Source organism: Phyllobacterium sp. (assembly GCF_037994425.1).
Taxonomy (GTDB): Bacteria; Pseudomonadota; Alphaproteobacteria; order Rhizobiales; family Rhizobiaceae; genus Phyllobacterium.
Genome location: NZ_JBBNAM010000117.1, coordinates 1 through 18,906 on the forward strand (window position 1 = coordinate 1; position 18,906 = coordinate 18,906).

Here is an 18,906-nt window from a genome sequence, read left to right on the forward strand (position 1 = left end):
CCTTGACCACTTCCGGTGCATGACCGCCGAGGATGGCACCGTAAGCGCCGGTCAATGCGAAGAAGGCAACAGCACCGAGGGTTCCGACGTGATTAGGGATCGTAAGCTCACCCTCGACCAGGCGAGAGAAGACGCGGACCGGCTTGCGTAGTAACTTCGGTAGGACGATGCGAAAACGGCCAAAAGCTGCCGAGCGGCCCGAAGCGACCTGAACAGCAGCGCGCGGATGCGCATTTTTAGCCTTCAACGCAAACACGATGCGTCCTCCACCATCCAACTCAACAATTCACCGAAGGTATGCCCCGCAGCTTTGGCGATATCAGGTACTAGGGATGTTGGAGTCATGCCTGGCTGAGTATTTACCTCCAGCCAGATAAGCTCGCCATTTTCGGAAAAACGATCGTCGTAACGGAAGTCCGACCGGCTAATTCCTTTACATCCAATTGCCTGATGCGCCTTGAGTGCCAGTGTTTGTACTTTTTGGTAAATTTTTAGTGAAATTTTAGCGGGCACCACATGATTTGATCCGCCGGCAACGTATTTTGAATCATAATCGTAGAACTGATGCCCCACTGGGATAATTTCGCACACACCAATGGCGACATCACCCATCACGGCGCAGGTAAGTTCGCGGCCATGAATGTAGCGTTCGACCATGACCGTATCGCCGTATTTCCAATCCGATGACGTTATGACCTGCGGCGGATGCGACTGATCTTCCTTGACGATGACGACGCCAAAGCTCGATCCTTCGTTAACAGGCTTCACCACATATGGCGGCTTCATCGGATGCGCCGAGGTGAAGTCGAACCGGTTCATCACCTTCGCCTCAGCAACGGGTACGCCGGCCGCCTTGGCCACGATCTTCGCCTGCTGCTTGTCCATGGCAAGCGCCGAGGCAAGGACGCCGGAATGGGTATAGGGAATTTCTAGAAACTCGAGGATGCCCTGGATCGTGCCGTCCTCGCCGAAGGGTCCATGCAACGCATTGAAGGCCACGTCTGGCCGCAAGTCGCGCAAGACACTCGCGACATCCCGGTTCACGTCGACGCGGGTGACGGTGTAGCCTTCAGCTTCCAAAGCATCGGCGCAGGAATTACCTGAGGAAAGACTCACCGGACGCTCCGATGAAAAGCCCCCCATCAGCACTGCAACATGCTTTTTCGCCATCACGGCATCCCCTCAGCATTCCCCATCAACGCCGAAAAAAGACATGAGTCTGGGCACATCCGGCGGCCGGGACCGCAGACACCCAAGGCTGGCAAAAAAAGCAGCCGACTCAAATCAGTTAACGCTTGTCCCTAAAGAATCAGAGAGTTGATTCGCTGACAAGCCCTCAATGATTCAACAATGAATTTCGGTGTAAAAAAATGTGCTTCTCAGGTTCATTTGCAGATCGCTCTGTTCCAACAAAATTGCGCACTTATTCGGGTCTATCGAGATGAGCCGCAACATCCATCCGCTGGTGCAAGAAGCGGACGATTTCGACAGAACCATCACCACCGAGCCGGAAAAAGAGCACGTGGGCACCCACAGCATTTTTCGATAACGAGCGCGAATATGCTCAGCTGTCGTACAATTTCGGAAGGCTTTACAGCAACTGCCCCATGAATTCCTGCACGTCCTGACCCGGGCGGAAGCAGCCAAGGCGCTTGATTTCCCAGTGCAGGCGGATGCCGGAATTCTTCACCACATTGGCGCGGATCGTCTCGCCGAGCGTCTCGAGATCGTGCCCGGTCGCCGTACCGGTGTTAATCATGAAGTTGCAGTGCATGGGCGACATTTGCGCGCCGCCGATCATCAATCCACGCCCGCCAGCCTTGTCGATTTCCTTCCAGGCAGAAGAGCCCTCCGGATTCTTGAAGGTCGAGCCGCCGGTTTTTTCACGGATGGGCTGAACGGTCTCACGGTGCTGTTGCACGGCATCCATCGCCGCCTGGATATCGTTCCTGTCGCCGGGCGTGCCTTCGAACAGCGCCGAGGTGAAGATAAGATCGCTTGCTGCGCAGGAATGGCGATAGGCATAGCCCATTTCGGCGTTGGATAGTACGTGGAGCTCACCCTTGCGGTCGAGCGCCCGAACTTCTACGACGCGTTCGCGCGTTTCAACGCCGTTGGCGCCGGCATTCATCCGCAATGCGCCGCCAATGCCGCCGGGAATGCCGTGATAGAAATGAAATCCAGCGATGCCGGCTTCGAGCGCTGCTCCGGCAACGCGCTTGTCAGGCGTAGCAGTGCCCGCCCGCAATTGCACATTGCTTACCCGCTCGACCTCGCCAAACCCTTTTGCCGAAAGGCGAACGACGAATCCAGGAATACCGCCGTCGCGCACCAGAAGGTTGGAACCGATACCCACGGTGAGGATTGGATATTCCGCTGGGACAGCTTTCAGAAACTCCGAGAGGTCTTCCTCATCGGCTGGCTGAAACATGATTTCGGCGGCTCCGCCGGCACGAAACCAGGTGACTTTTTCCATGCCCATATTGGGCGTTAGGCGGCCGCGCAGCTTCGAGAATCGATCCCCCAGCTTTTTCAGCAGGGCCTCGCCATCAACCAGTGAGTACATATTATCCTTCCAACGGTTCCTGCGCCGGGCACCCCATTGCCGGCGCAACCGCCAAATCTAGAGCGCCGCAAGTTCCTTTGGCAAGGCATAGGCCCATTGCGTGATATTGCCCGCGCCAAGAAAAATGACAAAATCGTCGGGTCTGGCGATCTGGGCGATGAGCGGAGCGATTTCTTGCGGACCGGTGATATAGCGCGCATCGCGGTGCGCCGCCGTGCGGATGCGAGAAACCAGCGCTTCCGACGTCACGCCCTCGATCGGCTCTTCGCCTGCCGTATAGACCGGCGCGACGATGACTGTGTCGGCATCGTTGAAGCAGGCGGCAAATTCGTCGAAAAGGCTCGCGAGGCGGGTGAAGCGATGCGGCTGCACGACGGCAATGACCCGACCCTTGGCGGAATCGCGCGCTGCCCGGAGCACTGCCCTGATCTCGACGGGGTGATGGCCGTAGTCATCGAATATCTCGACGCCTTGCCAGGTGCCCGTATGGGTAAACCGACGCTTGACACCGCCGAACGACGCGAGACCCTTCTTGATATCCTCGGCCGAAATGCCGAGTTCGTTCGCGACGGCTATCGCCGCCGTGGCGTTGGAAACATTGTGACGCCCCGGCATCGGCAGATGAAGTCCTTCGATCACCATGGTATCGCCGGTCTTGCGCTTGGCGATCTGCACGTCGAAGGTCGAACTTGCGCCATTGACCGCGAGATTGACAAAGCGAACATCGGCCTGCGGATTCTCGCCGTAGGTGATGACACGGCGATCTTCGATGCGCGAAACCAGTGATTGCACTTCGGGATGGTCAAGGCACATGACACCGAACCCGTAGAACGGCACATTCTCGACGAACTGGCGGAACGCTTCGCGCACGCGGTCGAAAGTGCCGTAATGATCGAGGTGCTCCGGATCGATGTTGGTGACGACCGCGATATCGGCGGGGAGCTTGAGAAACGTTCCGTCGCTTTCGTCCGCCTCGACAACCATCCAGTCGCCCTCGCCCATGCGCGCATTGGTGCCGTAGGCGTTGATGATGCCGCCATTGATAACGGTCGGGTCAAGATTGCCGGCGTCGAGCAGCGTCGCGACCATTGACGTGGTCGTGGTCTTGCCATGGGTGCCGCCAATGGCAACCGCCTGGCGGAAGCGCATCAACTCGGCAAGCATTTCGGCACGGCGAACCACGGGCAGCAGCTTTTCGCGCGCCGCGACGAGTTCGGGATTGGATTTCCTGATTGCCGTCGAGACTACTACGACCTCGGCATCGCCAAGATTGTCGGCCGCATGGCCGACGAACACTTCGATGCCCTTCTCGCGCAGACGCTGTACATTGGCGCTGTCCGCCTGGTCTGACCCTTGAACCTTGTAACCGAGATTATGCAGAACCTCGGCAATGCCGCTCATGCCGATACCGCCGATACCGATGAAATGAACGAGGCCTATGTTGAGCGGCATCTTCATGGACGCACTCCTTCTTTGAATTTTTCGACGCTTTGGCCGGTTGCAATAGCCTCTGCGAGGTCCGCAAGCAACCTCGTAGCCTCAGGCTTGCCAGTGCTCCGCGCTTTCTCCGCCGTCATTGCCAGTCGCTCGGGCTCGTTCATTGCATCCGCCAGGATCGAGGCGATGCGTTCCGGCGAGAGTTCCGACTGCTTGATGACTTCGGCGCCACCAGCAGCAGCCAGCGCGGCGGCATTGGCGGCCTGGTCGTGATCGAGCGCATGCGGAAAGGGCACCAGCACCGCAGGACGCCCGATGGCAGCGATCTCGGAAACAGTCGATGCACCGGAGCGGGAAAGGACGAAATGCGCCCCGGCGATGCGGTGCGGCATATCCTTGAAGAATGGCGCGACCTCGGCTCTGATACCGAGTTCATCATAGGCCGCCCGAACCTTGACTTCGTCCTCTGGCCGGGCCTGCTGTGTGATCACCAGCCGGGCCTGGCTTTCGCGTGGGAGCAGTTTGATCGCCGCCGGGACAGCCGTCGAAAAATACTGCGCGCCCTGGCTGCCGCCGAAGACCAGAAAGTGAAAAGGTTCAAAGGCTTTGGCCGCTTTATAGGGCCGGCCTACCTCGTCCAAAACTTCGGGACGGACGGGATTGCCGGTAAGAACTGTCTTTTGCGCGAACGGACCGCCACTATCCGGCAGAAAGCCGCCAGCAATGGCGCTAACCCGCGCCGCGAGGGCCTTGTTTGCCCGACCCATGACGGCATTCTGCTCATGGATGATCGTTGGTATCTTCAAGGATGTTGCCGCATAGAGCGGTGGCAGGGTCGGATAACCGCCAAACCCAGCAACCAGTTTCGGCTTCATCGATCGAAAGAGTTTGCGTGAATCGAGATTGCCCTGCCAAAGCGTCCAGAACGTTTTCGCGATAGCGAACGGATTGCGTCCGCCGATGGTGGCGGAGCGAACGACATGGATCGCCTTTGCCGGGAACGCGCCGGTGAAGCGCTCCGCCCGGTCATCCGTGGCAAGATGCACTTCCCAGTCGCGTGCGATCAGTTCGTGCGCAAGGGCCTGTGCCGGAAACAGATGGCCGCCGGTTCCACCGGCGGCGAGAAAGATAACCCCCTTCGACATCGGCGCCTCAGAGTGCGCCGGCCATAGCGGGCAGCTTCGGATTTCCGAGGGTCGCCGAGCGCCGCGCCTCCGGCCTGCGCCGTGTCAGGGCAAGCAAGAGCCCGGTGGATATGGCCACGGAAATAAGCGACGACCCGCCATAGGAAATGAACGGCAGGGTCATGCCTTTTGCAGGCATGAGATGCAGGTTCACCGAGATGTTGATGATCGACTGGAAGCCGAACAGGATCACCAACCCCGAGACCGCAAGCCGGGTAAAATCATCCCGCTCCTTGAGGGCGATCGACAGGCCGCGAATGACGATGAATGCAAAGATCAGGACGATCAGAAGGCAAAGGGCAATGCCGTATTCCTCCGCCATTACCGAGAATATGAAGTCTGTGTGGCTGTCGGGAATAATGCGTTTGATCGTGCCCTCGCCCGGCCCCTGCCCGAACCAGCCGCCGCGAATGATCGCCTCGCGGCCCGCATCGACCTGAAACGTATCACCCTCGCCGGTCAGAAACCGGTCGATACGTCCGGCGACGTGCGGGAAGACCGTATAGGCGCCAAAGAAGCCGACCATGCCGAGCACGCCGAGGCTAATGATCCACAGCCATGGAACTCCCGCCATAAAGAACATGGCGCCCCATGTGCCTGCAGTCAGGATAGTCTGTCCAAGATCAGGCTGCGCCACCAGGAGCGCGGCGACGACCCCGAACAGCATCATCGAGAAGAGATTCCCGGGAATATCCTTGTGGCGTTCGTTCTCGGCAAACAGCCAGGCGCAGACGATCACGAAGGCCGGTTTCATGAACTCCGATGGCTGGACCGAGACGCCGGCTAGCGAAACCCAGCGCCTTGCGCCCTTGACCTCAATGCCGAAAAACAGCGCGCCCACCATCGCGACGAGGGAAACGCCGAGCAGGATGATCGCAAAGCGACGGATGGTTCGGGGCGCCATGAACGATACCGCGAACATGACGACAACCGCAGGCACCATGAACATCGACTGGTGCTTGACGAAGTAGAAGCTCTCAAGGCCGATGCGTTCGGCGACGGCAGGGCTTGCGGCAAAGGAAAGCAGGATGCCGAGCCCCATAAGCGCAAGGCAGGCTGCCAGAAGAAAACGATCGATCGTCCACCACCAGTCGGCGACGGGACCACGGTCAATGCGACTTACCATCTATGCCTCCAATTGGTGATGCGCCCGTAAGCGCGAGCACGGCGGAGCGAAACGCCTCGCCGCGCTTTTCGAAGTTCTGAAATTGGTCGAAGCTGGCGCAGGCAGGCGACAGCAGCACGACGGGTTCGCCGGAATTGTCGCTGGCTGCATCGCGCGCGGCGTGCTCGACGGCAGCGCCGATCGTGCCGGATATCTCGAAAGGTGCAGCATCACCCAGCGTCGCGGCAAATTGCGGGGCGGCTTCGCCGATAAGATACGCCTTGGCGATGCGCGGAAAGAAGCCCGCAAGCGAGGTAATCCCGCCCTCTTTGGGAAGGCCGCCGGCGATCCAGTAGATACGCGGAAACGACGAGAGAGCTGGCGCGGCAGCATCGGCATTCGTCGCCTTGGAATCATTGACGAACAAGGTTCTGCCAAGCTTGGCGACCTGCTCCATGCGGTGGGCGAGCCCCGGAAAGGTCCGAAGACCGGCATTGATCTCTTCCATCGACAGACCAACTGTTCGACAGGCGGCAAGTGCGGCGAGCGCATTCTGCGCATTATGCTCGCCGCGGAGCGAACCAATGCCCGCCAGCGATGCGACGATCGACGCATCGCCGTTCTTGGCGCGAAAGAGGTCTGAACCCCGGGCGAAATAACCATTCACGACCGTCATCCGCTTCGAGATGCGAACGACTTGCTTGCCGGTTCTTTCCAGCCTGTCGGCAATCGCCGCGCAATAGCTGTCATCGATACCGATAATCGCAGCGTCGCTTCCTGCGACCAACCGTTCCTTGATCTCGGCATAATGCTGCATCGTGCCGTGCCGGTCGAGGTGATCCGGCGTGAGATTGAGGAGAATACCTGCCGTCGGGTTGAGGGATGGAGCAAGATCGATCTGGTAGGACGAGCATTCGACTACATAGAAGCGACCGTCCGCAGGCGGCTCCAGTGTCATGACCGCCGTGCCGATATTCCCGCCAAGCTGCACGTCGCGACCTGACGCCCTGATAATGTGGGCGATGAGCGCCGTCGTCGTCGACTTTCCGTTGGTCCCGGTAATGGCGATGAACGGGCTGTCCTTGCCTGCGCGGTTGCGCTCGCGCACGAAAAGCTCGACGTCGCCGATGATCTCAACGCCTGTCGCTCTTGCCAGATCGACGGTCCAATGCGGACGCGGATGGGTCAGGGGTACGCCCGGCGACAGAACGAAGGATGCAAACTGCTTCCAGTCGGCATGTCTCAGGTCCCCGGTTTCGATCCCGGCGTCCTGGGCCCGCTTGACGCTTTCCGGGTTGTCGTCCCAGGCGATGACCCTTGCCCCGCCCGCGGCGATCGCCTGTGCCGTGGCGATGCCCGAACCACCGAGCCCGAAGAGAGCGATGGTCTTGTCCTTCATGGAATGGGTGGGAATCATGCGTGACCTATCTGAGCTTGAGCGTCGAAAGGCCGATGAGCGCGAGGATGACGGCAATGATCCAGAAGCGGATCACCACCTGGCTCTCGGTCCAGCCCTTCTTTTCGAAATGATGATGGATTGGCGCCATCAGGAACACGCGCTTGCCGGTCATCTTGAAGGATGCCACTTGGATGATGACGGACATCGCCTCCATGACGAAGACGCCGCCAATGATGGCGAGGACGATCTCGTGCTTGGTCGCGACGGCGACTGCACCGATAAGGCCGCCTAGCGCCAGCGATCCGGTATCGCCCATGAAAATTGCGGCAGGCGGGGCGTTGAACCAGAGGAAGCCGAGCCCGGCGCCGATCACCGAGCCGAGGACGACGGCAAGTTCGCCCGTGCCCGGTACGAAGTGAATTTGAAGGTAGTCGGCGAATATCGCATTACCGGAAAGGTAGGCGATAACGCCAAAGGAAGCCGCGGCTATCATCACCGGGACGGTGGCAAGGCCGTCGAGACCATCGGTAAAGTTCACGGCATTGCCGGCCCCGACCATGACGAAGGCGGCGAACGGAATGAAGAAAATGCCGAGATTGAGGATGAACTGCTTGGCGAATGGAAAGGTCAGTGAGGACGAAAAGGGTTCCTGGCCCGCCCACATGATGCCGAGGCCGGCCAAACCGGCAACCAGGAACTCGATGCCGAGACGCCCGCGCGCCGAAAAGCCCTTGAACGACTGTTTGCTGACCTTGAGGTAGTCGTCATAAAACCCGATCGCACCGAAGAACAGCGCAACAAGAAGGACGATCCACACATAAACGTTCGACCAATTGGCCCAGAGCAACGACGACAGCAAAATGCCGGTCATGATCATCAGACCGCCCATGGTCGGCGTGCCGGCCTTCTTGAAGTGGGTTTGCGGTCCGTCCGCACGGATGGGTTGGCCTCGCCCCTGCCTTATCCGCAGAGAGTCAATGATACGGGGCCCAAACAGAAAAACGATGAGCGCCGAGGTAATGAGCGCACCGCCGGTCCGAAACGTAATATAGCGGAACACGTTCAGAACCTGGATATGTTCCGCCAGACCGGCGAGATAATAAAGCATGTGGCTAGAGCCCTTTCCCCATCCCTGCAGGCCTACTCGGCTGGACCGGCATGCTCTACGGAATTGTATTTCTGCAAGAGCGTTTTGACGATCTGGGAGAATCCGGTCCCCTTGGATGACTTGATCATGATCACGTCACCAGCCCTGATCGTTTTCAGCAATTGCGGTTGCAGTTCCTCTACGCTCTGCCTGTATTCGGCATGAAATTCAACCGGCATGGCCCCCTTCAGGGCCGCCATTTCGGGTCCGCCGAGAAAAACCATGTTGATATGATTGTCGGTGATCACCGAGGAGAGCTCCGCGTGGAGTTTGGGGGCTTGTTTGCCGAGTTCCAGCATGTCGCCGAGAACAGCGATACGGCGTCCACGGCCAGTCGGCGTCGCGGCGGCAAGAAGTTCGATTGCCGCCCGCATCGAAGCGGGATTGGCATTGTAGCTCTCATCGATCAGCGTGAATGTTCCCTTCGCCATCTCCAGCGTGTGGCGCGCGCCGCGCCCACTTTCCGGACGCAGTGAAGCAAGCGCCAGGGTCACTTTTGCCATGTCGGCGCCGGTCAGATGTGCAGCGCCGAGGACAGCCAGAACGTTCTGCACAATATGGCGGCCCGGCGCTCCGACCTTGACGACGGCCTCCTCACCGGCAAGACGCGCCGTCATGCACGAGCATTCGCCAAGGAGTTTCAGCTTGACGAGGCGATAGTCCGCGCGCGCGTTCTCACCAAATGTCTTGATGTGCTCGACGCCCGCATCCGCCGCCATTTTTTCAAGCAATTTGAAATGCTTGTCGTCGCGATTGAGCAATGCGTATCCGCCCGGAACCACTCCTTCGAAAATCTCGGCCTTGGCGGCGGCGATCTCCTGAAGGTTCTTGAAATGCCCGAGATGTGCGGGGGCAATGAGGGTGACCAGCGCAACATGCGGCCGGACCATCTTGACCAACGGACGAATTTCGTCGGCGTGATTCATGCCGATCTCGAACACGCCATAGTCGGTATCGGCCGGCATGCGGGCGAGCGTCAGCGGAACGCCCCAATGGTTGTTGAACGAAGCTACCGAAGCGTGGACCCTGCCGGTGTTGGCCAGCGCGTGACGCAGTGCTCCCTTGGTCGTGGTTTTTCCAACCGAGCCCGTCACCGCGATAATCTGCGCATGGGAGCGCTCGCGCGAGGCAATGCCAAGGCGCGTCATCGCCGCGAGCACATCGTCAACGACGATCATCGGCGCCTTCAGCTTGCCGAGCGCCGGCAGTTTCGCCTCGGCAACGACAAGCAGGGCCGCGCCGGCGGCAACCGCGGCGGTGGCAAAATCGTGTCCGTCCAGCGCGTCGCCCTTGATGGCAAAGAATGCCTCACCCTGCTTGAGCGTGCGGGTATCAATCGAAATGCCGGTGATACCGTCGGGCAGTTTGCCCACCGGCCGCCCGTTCATCGCCTCTATCATGGCATCGGAGGTCCAGAGCAGGCTCATGCACCGCTCTCCCGCGCGAGACGGTCTTTCAGGGCCTCGCCGACCTCGGCATGATCCGAGAAGGGCAGGACGACATCGCCAACGGTCTGCCCCTCTTCATGGCCCTTGCCCGCAACGATCAGCGTGTCGCCCGATTTCATCATGGCGACGGCTTCACGGATCGCTTCGCGGCGGTCGGGAATTTCGATGGCGCCGGGTGCAGCCGCCAGAATTTCGGCGCGAATGGTGGCTGGTACCTCGGAACGTGGATTGTCGTCCGTAACGATCACGACATCGGCAAGACGAGTCGCGATTTCGCCCATCATTGGGCGCTTGCCCTTGTCGCGATCACCGCCGCAACCGAAAACGACGATGACGCGGCCAGTCGTGAACGGGCGAACCGAAGCGAGCACGTTTTCGAGCGCATCCGGCTTGTGGGCGTAATCGACGTAGGCAGGCGCCCCTTCCTCGGTCGCACCAACGAGGTCAAGCCGACCCGGAGCTCCCTTCAATCGCTCGAGACCGCGCACCGCGGCTGCAGGAGGAACGCCGGTCGCCATGGCGAGGCCCGCCGCGACAAGGCCGTTAGCCACCTGGAAATCGCCAGCGAGCGGCAGCGTGATCTCGTAGATTTCGCCGGCGATGTGCATTTCGACGTGCTGGCGAAATCGCTCGTGTTCGACCCTCTTTAATGTGATGAAATCGCCCTTGCGGCCAACGGTCAGCACCTTGCAGCCAGCGTCGGTAGCAGCGGCGATCGTCGGCTTGGAAAATGCATCATCGGCGAAAATGACCGCCGGCGCTCCCTTGGGCAGCAATTCGGTAAAGAGCCGCAGCTTTGCTGCGTGATATTCCTCGACCGTCGCATGGTAGTCCATGTGGTCTCGCCCGAGATTGGTGAAGGCCCCGGCCGACAGACGCACGCCGTCGAGCCTCCGCTGGTCGAGGCCATGCGACGAAGCCTCCATTGCGGCATGGGTTACGCCCTCGTCGACGAGTTCGCGCAACAGTTTGTGCAACTCCACAGGATCGGGCGTGGTAAGCGAGCCATAGTCGTCGCGCTTGGGCGACACGACGCCGGTAGTGCCTATGCTTGCGGAAGCAAATCCTGCCTGCGCCCAGATTTGGCGGGTGAAGGATGCAACCGAGGTCTTGCCGCTCGTCCCCGTTATGGCCACCATGACGTCTGGCTGAAGCTTGTAGAAGCTTGCGGCCGCTTGCGCGAGCGTACGGCGCGGGTCATCGACGTAGATGATCGGAACAGCAATCTTGCCAAGTTTGGCGCCCTTGGCTGTGACGATGATCGCGGCACCGCGGGCCGCCGCGTCCGCCGCATAGGCCGCACCATCGGCCTTGGAGCCCTTGAGGGCCGCAAATAGGAAACCCCGTTCCACTTTACGGGAATTCGACGTCAAGCCCGTTATCGTCTTATCGCCGAGTTCGGAGATAGCGAGATCGGGAATGCCGTTCAGATCTTTAAGTTGCATGGCCGCAGTGGAACCCATTTTCAAAAGCTTTTCATCTCATAGGACAAAGAATCATCGATTCTGCTCGCAGAACGCATCGTTTTGAGTCGTTTCTGGGGCATTCGAGCGAGAAGCTGTGGCTAATCATCGAAGGACACCATCGTTGGCGCTGCCATGTTCTCTTCCTTGAAATCGGGCTTCACGCCAAGGAAGGAAGCCGAGCGGCGAATGATATCTGCGACCATCGGCGCCGCGTTCAGGCCGGCGGTCGCGGCAACCTTGCCCTCCTCGGGCTTCGGTTCGTCAATGATGGTCAAAACGACATATTCCGGCTTGTCGATCGGAAAGGCTGCAACGAAAGCGTTGAAACGGACATCGCTGGAATAGCGGCCATTGACGACCTTTTCCGCCGTACCGGTCTTGCCGCCGACACGATAGCCCGGAACGTTTGCGCGCGCGCCCGAGCCGCCCGATCCCTTCTCGCTGTTGAGGCGATAGAGATAGCGCATGTCTTCGCTCGTCTTCTCGCTGACCACCTGCTTTGCCACCTTCGACGCTTCCTCTTCGGTGCGTGGCAGGAACGTCGGTTCGATGAGCTTGCCGCCGTTCATCAGCGCCGCCGCCCCCACCGCCGTTTGCAACGGTGTCGTCGCCATGCCGTGTCCGAAAGCGATGGTGATGGAGTGAACCTTCTTCCAGACCTTCGGTTCCATCGGACGCGCCACTTCAGGCAGTTCCGTCTGCATGCGGTCGAGAAGGCCGAGACGGTGTAAGAATGCCCTGTGCCCTTCGATGCCCACGACATCCGCTTCCTTCGCCGACCCGATATTCGAGGAGTAGATGAATACTTCAGGAAGGGTCAGGATGCGATGCTTGCCATGGAAATCGCGGATGGTCTGGTGGCCGATCGTAATCGGGCGTGTGGCGTCGAAGGTACTGTTGATATTGACCTTGCCGGAATCAAGCGCCATTGCAGTGGTGAAGCTCTTGATCGTGGAGCCCATTTCAAAGGTACCGGCCGACATGCGGTTGAGCCGGTCCTTGTCGAGCGCGTTGAATGGGTTGTTCGGATCGAAATCCGGGGCAGAGGCCATTGCAAGCACTTCGCCGGTATGGACGTTGAGGACGACTGCGCCCGCCGCGATGGCCCGATAGCGCTGCATGGCATTGACCACGACATCGCGCACTACGTGCTGGACGCGCAAGTCGATCGACAGCTTTACCGGTTCGAGTGAGCGGCTGTCTGCAAGACCGACATCGCGCAGGTCGGAAAGACCTTGTTCGTCGATATATTTCTCCATACCGGCAATGCCCTGATTGTCGATATTGACGAGGCCGAGAATATGCGAAGCGGTTGGCCCTCCCGGATAGAAGCGCGATTTCTCCGTTCTGAAACCAATGCCGGGAATACCGAGCGCCATGATCTGGCTCTTCTGCTGCGGTGTGAGACCACGCTTCAGCCAGGCGAAGCCCGCATTGCTCTTGAGGCGGTTGTAGGTCTGCTCGAAGTTCAGGTCGGGTAGCACGGTGGAGAGTAGCTCGATCGCCTCATCGGGATCGATGATCTTGCGCGGTTCTGCATAAAGGGATGCCGTCTTGATGTCGGTCGCAAGTACCTCGCCATTGCGGTCGAGAATGTCGGGACGCGAGGCAAGTACGGCACCGGTCGGTCCGTTGTAGCCAGTCGTATCCTCCTGCATGCCGTAGTAGATCAGGCGGCCGCTGATGATCCCATAGATGCCCATGAAGCCGGCGATCGCCATGACGACACGATTGCGGGCGCGGTTGCCGGATTTCTTCTTCTTCGCATCAAGCGCGAAGGCGGGCGCAGCGCGCGCTTCCAGAACTTTCTTTTTCCGTTTGATCCAGAGCGCTGCCATGATCAATGACCCTTCGGCTTTGCGCCGGGAACGGCAGCGCTGCTTTTCTTGACGCTGCCGGTCAGCGTCGCGTCGGTCTTGATGACATTGCCGGCATTGGCTTCGGTGATGATGTTGGCCACGTCATCAAAACCGTCCGATGCCGGTTTCGGCTGCGGCAGTTCGTCGATGTTGACGATCTGCTGGGCTTCCATTTGCTGCAGGTCGAGCTGCCCCTGGAACGTTTCGACCAGCTTCTGCAGCCGGTTTGGCTGGGTGAGCAGGCTCCAGTCGGCCTTGAGCAGGTCGATCGTATCGTGCTCATCGGCGATCATGCGCTCGAGCTTGCTGACCTGCGCCATCTGCTTTTCCGCATCGTGCTTTATCTTGTAGGTCACGGCTGCCGCCGCGATCATCAGGCCAATCAATATGACGTCGAAGGTACGCAGCACGGATCAGTTCCTCGCCTTTTCTTGGAGTGTGGGCAGGTTTGGCAGGCCGTAAATCGAATGGTCCTCGGCAAGCGGCGGATTGACCGTCCGGACGCCGCCGCGCAGCTTTGCCGAGCGTGCGCGCGGATTGCGCTCGGCTTCCGCCTCGCTCGGCGCAACGATGCCCTTGCCGATCGGGGTAAAGCTCGCAAGCCGTTGTTCGACCTGCGGCAGATGCCGCGATCCGCCGCCGCTGCCTGAGCGGTCGGCAAAGAAGCGCTTGACGATGCGGTCTTCCAGCGAATGAAACGTGACGACGACCAGGCGCCCGCCGGGTTTCAGTGCCCTTTCGGCTGCATGGAGGGCGCGCACCAGTTCGCCGAGTTCGTCGTTGACGAAGATGCGCAGCGCCTGGAAAACACGCGTTGCCGGATGGATCGGCACCTTGGGATTTCGGCCGACCAGCGCCTCGATCGCATTGGCAAGATCGCGCGTCCGGGCGAAAGGCTCACTTGCACGGCGCTTTTCGATCATCCTGGCAATTCGCCCGGCATGACGCTCCTCGCCAAGGAAATTGAAGATGCGCGCCAAATCTCCAGTCTTCAGACGGTTGACGACATCAGCTGCGCTCGGTCCTGAACTCGACATGCGCATGTCGAGTGGTCCATCTTTCTGGAAGGAGAATCCGCGCTCTGCTTCATCGAGCTGCATGGATGAGACGCCGATATCGAGGACGACACCATCGGGCGCGCCGCCCAACAATGCTACCTGATCCAGCGCGGAAAAGGTGCCCTGGACGAGCGTGAGGCGCCCAGCATATTCCTTCTCCATGGCGCGGCCAGCTTCGATAGCGGAAGGGTCGCGATCGATCGCCGTGACTGAAGCACCTGCCTCGAGAATGCGCCGCGTATAGCCGCCTGCGCCGAACGTGCCGTCGATGATCATCTCACCGGGCACCGGCTGCAATGCCGCTATCACCTCATCGAGAAGAACAGGAATGTGCCGCTCGTCGTGCCCGGCTCCTGGCGCGGAATTGCCGGAACTCGCCATCACTTGCCCCCGATCGGAGCGATCAGGGTTTCCAGATGGCCTCTTTCCGCCAGGCGTTCCCGAACCTTTGCTCGATGCGCTTCGAAGCGATCCGGGTGCCACATCTGAAAATGCGTGTTGGCGCCCGCAAAGGTCACATCCGATGAAATGCCCGCATGCTCCCGGATGAAGTCCGTGATGGTAATCCGCCCCTCCCCATCGAGCTTCAGAAAGCCGCCATCCGCGTGCAGGTAGAACGACATGTCGTCCGCCGTCTCCGCGAAAGGATCCTCGCTCTCCAGTCGCTTGTCGAACCGGCTCAGCAGTTCCGGCCCGCCCACATCGAGCGCAGGCAAATGCAGAGAACGCAGGGCGTAGAGTTCGGCGTGACCGGCCTTCTGGATAATCGAACGGAAGTGCGCCGGGACGGAGACCCGCCCCTTCGCGTCGATCCTGTTCGTTATATGTCCTAGGAACCGGTCCAAAAGGCAGCACCGCCGTTTCCGCCCCGTCCGATTTGGTCATTGGGGCCTCAATGGTTTTAATTTCCGTTGGTCCAGACAAGGCATCGGCATGGTCAGCCAATGGCCAGCCTTGGCATGCGCGATCGTAATGCGGGGGACACCGTTTCGACTGGACGCTACTGATGTAATCAATCGGTATCATGGGGCACTATGGGCGTCAATGGGACCAGCGGACACAGATAGGGAATGAGCCGTCAATTCGGCGCACGACCGGCGATTCTGAAATTTATCGCTCATTAAGCTTAATGAAGCGTTAGGAAAGGCCGCATTCTGGCTTTTACGCCGCTGCCAAGTCGCTCGTTTCGTGGCGGACTTACGGTCGATCGTGATAGGGAATTTGAAGTGCCAGCTGGCCTGTAAGCCGGGTTCTGTATGGCCGGACTCTCGCCCGACGCGGCAGCCATTCATCTTGGACGGACGTTACCATCCGCCTCCTGCAACCCACCCGGACGACTGACCCGGAAACTGATCGCCAGGCTTGCGCCCGGCACGCCGTCCCTATTCGGTTTTGCTCCCGGTGGGGTTTGCCATGCCGCCCCTGTTACCAGTTGCGCGGTGGGCTCTTACCCCACCCTTTCACCCTTACCCCGCCAATATTTGGGCTCGGACCGCCGTGGGCGATCGCAGCCGAAATACAGGCGGGGCGGTTTCCTTTCTGTGGCACTTTCCCTGGGGTCGCCCCCGCCGGACGTTATCCGGCACCGTGTTTCCCTGGAGCCCGGACTTTCCTCACATGCCGCCTTTCGGCTTTTGACATGCGCGGCTGCCCGGCCAGCTGGCGATGCGTATAAAGGCGTTTCGCGTGAAAAACGCAAACAAAAAAGGCCGGGTAAAAGTCCCGGCCTTTCGAATTCAGTGAAGATCGCACCAAAAACTCAGTTGGATGCCATTTCGACCTTAACCTTGGCGCAGTAATTGGCCGAAACCGGGTTCATACGCGTGGCACCATGGCCGGCATTGTAGCGCAGGATCGTACCGCATGTCGTGCCGTTGCCGAGCTTGTGGGCGCCAGCCAGATACTTCATGCCCCAGCGTATATTTTCCTCGGGGTTGTAAAGCGCCTGGCGCGTACCCGTGTAGCCAAGGCCGCGAGCGGTCTCATACTTGATCTGCATAAGGCCGATTTCGCCGGCGCTACCGGTCATGTTCGGCTGATAATTGCTCTCAACGCGAACAACGGCATTGGCAAGCGCAGCCGGTACGCCATACGAAGCGGCATAGGAATTGATGATTGTCGAATACTTCGTCGCACTGATCGCCGAGGCACCGAGCGTAGCTATACTTCCTGTCGTCATCGTGTCGACGCTGGCAGTGGTCTGGTTGACAACGGTGGTCTTGACGCGGGCCTTGGCCTGGACGACCGGGCGCTTATGCGAAGTTGCCTTCTTGCTGACACGCTGCTGCTTTGCAGCCGCCTTTTTGGCCGTCGGTGTCTTGGCGACGACGCGTTTACCCTTTTCCTTTGACTGGGTGATCTTGGCTGCCGGGGTTGCCTTGGCCTTTGCCTGGGCATCTCTCTCCCGGTTTAACTTTACGTAATCGGCGATACTGTTCGGCTCTGCCGGGCTGCTGACCGCTGAATTGGAGCCATAGAAGGCCATCGCCCCAAGCAGGGCGAAAATCATACCAAATTTTTTGTTCATCGTTTTCCGTCTAGAAGCTTGGGCGGCACGAATGCGCCACCGGGATCGTTCCGTGCCAAAAATCAAAAGGGCAGAGCCGGAACACTGGCCAAGGATTTGACGGTCCAATGCAGCCGAATATTGATCGGCCAAATAACAAAATGTAACCCATTGAAATATATAGGTTGCACCGCACAAAAAGAGCTGGAAAAGATTTTTCGGTTCAAAAGCTTACGCGGAGAGAGCCGGAAGCGAAGAAAGTAGTCGATGCAGGGTTTCGATGGTTGACATATCCGCGACTCCATCGACTTTCTCTGGGCGAAAATGGCGCTGAAACGCCAAAATTCCCAATTGTGTCGCATTTCCAAAGACCCCGTCGATGGGGACTCCATAGCCATACAGCGCTAGCATGGACTGCAGCGCCTCGACGGGCTGCCCCTGATCTCCGAGAGTGAAAAAACGGCCGCCCCTAACCGGAGATGGGCTCACCCAGTGACCGACTCCGGCATCGAAAAGCACCGGCCAAGGAAATTTCTCGCCCGGGTCGATCTTGCGCGCGGGTGCTATATCCGAATGCGCCAGCACGTACTCCGGCCTGATGCCATGGCGGGAAATAATGCCCTTGCACAGGTCGATAACCGCGTCGATCTGCGCTGGTTCGAATTCCGGAAAGCCGAGGAGCGGACCACCATTGACGATCTCGATACCGACGGAACAGGAGTTGATATCGGTCTCACCCTTCCAGAAACTTTGGCCGGCATGCCAGGCACGCTCGCTCTCCGGCACCATCTGCACGATCCGGCCGTCCTCGTGGACAACATAGTGCGCCGAAACTTCGCTTTGCGGATTGGCGAGCCAGTTCTCAGCCGCCTCGCCGGTCTCCATTCCCGTATAGTGGAGAACGAGGATCGACGGACGCTTGCCGTCCTTGCGCGGCCCGAAGTTGGGCGAGGCACGGACGTCAGAACGCAGATGGTCTGGTTTAAACCCGTTCATACGCCTTCAGGTCTTTTTCAACCCGATCCCAGGCGGCATTGATCGCTGCGATGCGTTGATTGGCGATGGCGATGAATTCTTCCGGCACCCCGCGGGCGATAAGCACATCCGGATGGTTTTCCCTGACGAGCGCCCGATATTGCTTGCGTGCTTCTTCGAAGCTGACGTCACGGGAAAGGCCAAGGACGCGGTACGGATCGGTCTGACCAAGTCCGACATGGCGCGCCAGGATGCGGTCGAACTGCTCTTCGTCCAATTGAAAGATATCCGCTACGGTGCCGAGGAACACCAGTTCCTTGTCATGCAGGGCGCCATCTGCCTTGGCGATGTGAAAAAGTCCGTCGAGAATGTCCTCGAGCATCTTGCAGTTGGGCTTGCCGGTACCGCACAGCCCGGCCAATTGCGTTGCGTAGGCCTCATAACCGGCCACATCCTGCTTGGCGAGATTATAGAGACGTGACACCTGGTCCTGATACTGCGGCGGTACGTGGAATATCTCATGAAACGCGTTGACTTCCGCCTGCGTCACGACACCGTCCGCCTTCGCCATTTTCGCCGACAGGGCAATCTTGGCAATGGAGAAGGCTACGCGCCGGCGTGTTTCAGGGTCGCCCTCAAACGCGGTCCGGACGGCCTCGATGATGCTCGAAAATGCATCGATCGCAGTACTGGTGATGAAATCGCTGATGCGGCGCCAAATCGACATGACTTCGTTTTATTCAAATTCATTCGCAA

General features: G+C 59.3%; 16 protein-coding genes, 1 other RNA gene and 1 pseudogene. All 18 read right to left on the bottom strand.

Annotated elements, in window-relative coordinates; all coding sequences use genetic code 11:
• Window positions 1-256: pseudogene (locus AAAB35_RS08420) on the bottom strand (cell division protein FtsQ/DivIB); the annotation flags it as partial.
• The gene (locus AAAB35_RS08425; RefSeq protein WP_340667771.1) at window positions 244-1,170 is read right to left on the bottom strand and encodes a D-alanine--D-alanine ligase; all 927 of its coding nucleotides are present in this window, start codon (window positions 1,168-1,170) and stop codon (window positions 244-246) included. The pseudogene AAAB35_RS08420 and the gene AAAB35_RS08425, both read right to left, overlap by 13 nt.
• A 421-nt stretch (window positions 1,171-1,591) precedes the next feature.
• A complete protein-coding gene (murB, locus tag AAAB35_RS08430; RefSeq protein ID WP_340667772.1) occupies window positions 1,592-2,566 on the bottom strand; it encodes a UDP-N-acetylmuramate dehydrogenase in 975 nt (324 codons plus the stop codon).
• Between the two features lie 57 nt (window positions 2,567-2,623).
• Window positions 2,624-4,024: a UDP-N-acetylmuramate--L-alanine ligase gene (gene murC / locus AAAB35_RS08435; protein ID WP_340667773.1), complete on the bottom strand. Its 1,401-nt coding sequence runs from the start codon at window positions 4,022-4,024 to the stop codon at window positions 2,624-2,626.
• Window positions 4,021-5,148, bottom strand: coding sequence for an undecaprenyldiphospho-muramoylpentapeptide beta-N-acetylglucosaminyltransferase (gene murG, locus AAAB35_RS08440; RefSeq protein WP_340667775.1), 1,128 nt, complete (start codon window positions 5,146-5,148; stop codon window positions 4,021-4,023). Before murG ends, murC begins: the two co-directional genes overlap by 4 nt.
• A 7-nt stretch (window positions 5,149-5,155) precedes the next feature.
• Window positions 5,156-6,313, bottom strand: coding sequence for a putative lipid II flippase FtsW (ftsW, locus tag AAAB35_RS08445; RefSeq protein WP_340667777.1), 1,158 nt, complete (start codon window positions 6,311-6,313; stop codon window positions 5,156-5,158).
• The gene (murD, locus tag AAAB35_RS08450; protein WP_340667778.1) at window positions 6,297-7,709 is read right to left on the bottom strand and encodes a UDP-N-acetylmuramoyl-L-alanine--D-glutamate ligase; all 1,413 of its coding nucleotides are present in this window, start codon (window positions 7,707-7,709) and stop codon (window positions 6,297-6,299) included. The genes ftsW and murD overlap by 17 nt, the downstream gene beginning before the upstream one ends.
• Before the next feature lie 7 nt (window positions 7,710-7,716).
• Complete coding sequence (gene mraY, locus AAAB35_RS08455; protein WP_340667780.1) at window positions 7,717-8,799, bottom strand: phospho-N-acetylmuramoyl-pentapeptide-transferase; 1,083 nt, start codon at window positions 8,797-8,799, stop codon at window positions 7,717-7,719.
• Between the two features lie 32 nt (window positions 8,800-8,831).
• Window positions 8,832-10,265 (bottom strand): UDP-N-acetylmuramoylalanyl-D-glutamyl-2,6-diaminopimelate--D-alanyl-D-alanine ligase, encoded by a 1,434-nt coding sequence (locus AAAB35_RS08460; RefSeq protein WP_340667781.1) that lies wholly within the window; start codon window positions 10,263-10,265, stop codon window positions 8,832-8,834.
• Window positions 10,262-11,731, bottom strand: coding sequence for a UDP-N-acetylmuramoyl-L-alanyl-D-glutamate--2,6-diaminopimelate ligase (locus tag AAAB35_RS08465; protein ID WP_340667790.1), 1,470 nt, complete (start codon window positions 11,729-11,731; stop codon window positions 10,262-10,264). Before AAAB35_RS08465 ends, AAAB35_RS08460 begins: the two co-directional genes overlap by 4 nt.
• A 119-nt stretch (window positions 11,732-11,850) precedes the next feature.
• Window positions 11,851-13,590 carry a penicillin-binding protein 2 gene (locus AAAB35_RS08470; RefSeq protein ID WP_340667782.1) on the bottom strand — a complete coding sequence of 580 codons (1,740 nt, stop codon included), beginning with the start codon at window positions 13,588-13,590 and terminating at the stop codon, window positions 11,851-11,853.
• A gap of 2 nt (window positions 13,591-13,592) precedes the next feature.
• Window positions 13,593-14,021 (bottom strand): hypothetical protein, encoded by a 429-nt coding sequence (locus AAAB35_RS08475; protein WP_340667783.1) that lies wholly within the window; start codon window positions 14,019-14,021, stop codon window positions 13,593-13,595.
• Window positions 14,022-14,024: 3 nt separating this feature from the next.
• Complete coding sequence (rsmH, locus tag AAAB35_RS08480) at window positions 14,025-15,050, bottom strand: 16S rRNA (cytosine(1402)-N(4))-methyltransferase RsmH (RefSeq protein ID WP_340667784.1); 1,026 nt, start codon at window positions 15,048-15,050, stop codon at window positions 14,025-14,027.
• Window positions 15,050-15,514, bottom strand: coding sequence for a division/cell wall cluster transcriptional repressor MraZ (gene mraZ / locus AAAB35_RS08485; protein ID WP_340667785.1), 465 nt, complete (start codon window positions 15,512-15,514; stop codon window positions 15,050-15,052). Before mraZ ends, rsmH begins: the two co-directional genes overlap by 1 nt.
• Before the next feature lie 380 nt (window positions 15,515-15,894).
• An RNA gene (gene rnpB, locus AAAB35_RS08490) (RNase P RNA component class A) lies at window positions 15,895-16,332 on the bottom strand.
• A gap of 96 nt (window positions 16,333-16,428) precedes the next feature.
• Window positions 16,429-17,196 carry a transglycosylase SLT domain-containing protein gene (locus AAAB35_RS08495; protein WP_340667786.1) on the bottom strand — a complete coding sequence of 256 codons (768 nt, stop codon included), beginning with the start codon at window positions 17,194-17,196 and terminating at the stop codon, window positions 16,429-16,431.
• 210 nt (window positions 17,197-17,406) lie between these two features.
• Window positions 17,407-18,171 carry an N-acetylmuramoyl-L-alanine amidase gene (locus tag AAAB35_RS08500; protein ID WP_340667788.1) on the bottom strand — a complete coding sequence of 255 codons (765 nt, stop codon included), beginning with the start codon at window positions 18,169-18,171 and terminating at the stop codon, window positions 17,407-17,409.
• A complete protein-coding gene (locus AAAB35_RS08505; RefSeq protein WP_340667789.1) occupies window positions 18,158-18,877 on the bottom strand; it encodes a DnaJ family molecular chaperone in 720 nt (239 codons plus the stop codon). Before AAAB35_RS08505 ends, AAAB35_RS08500 begins: the two co-directional genes overlap by 14 nt.
• Between the last annotated feature and the right edge of the window lie 29 nt (window positions 18,878-18,906).

Bases quoted from the DNA above. Each gene is read 5' to 3' on its own strand.
- AAAB35_RS08470 (WP_340667782.1), bottom strand. From the start codon at position 13,590: ATGGCAGCGCTCTGGATCAAACGGAAAAAGAAAGTTCTGGAAGCGCGC.
- murB (WP_340667772.1), bottom strand. From the start codon at position 2,566: ATGTACTCACTGGTTGATGGCGAGGCCCTGCTGAAAAAGCTGGGGGAT.
- AAAB35_RS08505 (WP_340667789.1), bottom strand. From the start codon at position 18,877: ATGTCGATTTGGCGCCGCATCAGCGATTTCATCACCAGTACTGCGATC.
- rsmH (WP_340667784.1), bottom strand. From the start codon at position 15,050: ATGGCGAGTTCCGGCAATTCCGCGCCAGGAGCCGGGCACGACGAGCGG.
- murD (WP_340667778.1), bottom strand. From the start codon at position 7,709: ATGATTCCCACCCATTCCATGAAGGACAAGACCATCGCTCTCTTCGGG.
- AAAB35_RS08465 (WP_340667790.1), bottom strand. From the start codon at position 11,731: ATGCAACTTAAAGATCTGAACGGCATTCCCGATCTCGCTATCTCCGAA.
- ftsW (WP_340667777.1), bottom strand. From the start codon at position 6,313: ATGGTAAGTCGCATTGACCGTGGTCCCGTCGCCGACTGGTGGTGGACG.
- murG (WP_340667775.1), bottom strand. From the start codon at position 5,148: ATGTCGAAGGGGGTTATCTTTCTCGCCGCCGGTGGAACCGGCGGCCAT.
- mraY (WP_340667780.1), bottom strand. From the start codon at position 8,799: ATGCTTTATTATCTCGCCGGTCTGGCGGAACATATCCAGGTTCTGAAC.
- AAAB35_RS08460 (WP_340667781.1), bottom strand. From the start codon at position 10,265: ATGAGCCTGCTCTGGACCTCCGATGCCATGATAGAGGCGATGAACGGG.
- AAAB35_RS08425 (WP_340667771.1), bottom strand. From the start codon at position 1,170: ATGGCGAAAAAGCATGTTGCAGTGCTGATGGGGGGCTTTTCATCGGAG.
- AAAB35_RS08500 (WP_340667788.1), bottom strand. From the start codon at position 18,171: ATGAACGGGTTTAAACCAGACCATCTGCGTTCTGACGTCCGTGCCTCG.
- AAAB35_RS08495 (WP_340667786.1), bottom strand. From the start codon at position 17,196: ATGAACAAAAAATTTGGTATGATTTTCGCCCTGCTTGGGGCGATGGCC.
- murC (WP_340667773.1), bottom strand. From the start codon at position 4,024: ATGAAGATGCCGCTCAACATAGGCCTCGTTCATTTCATCGGTATCGGC.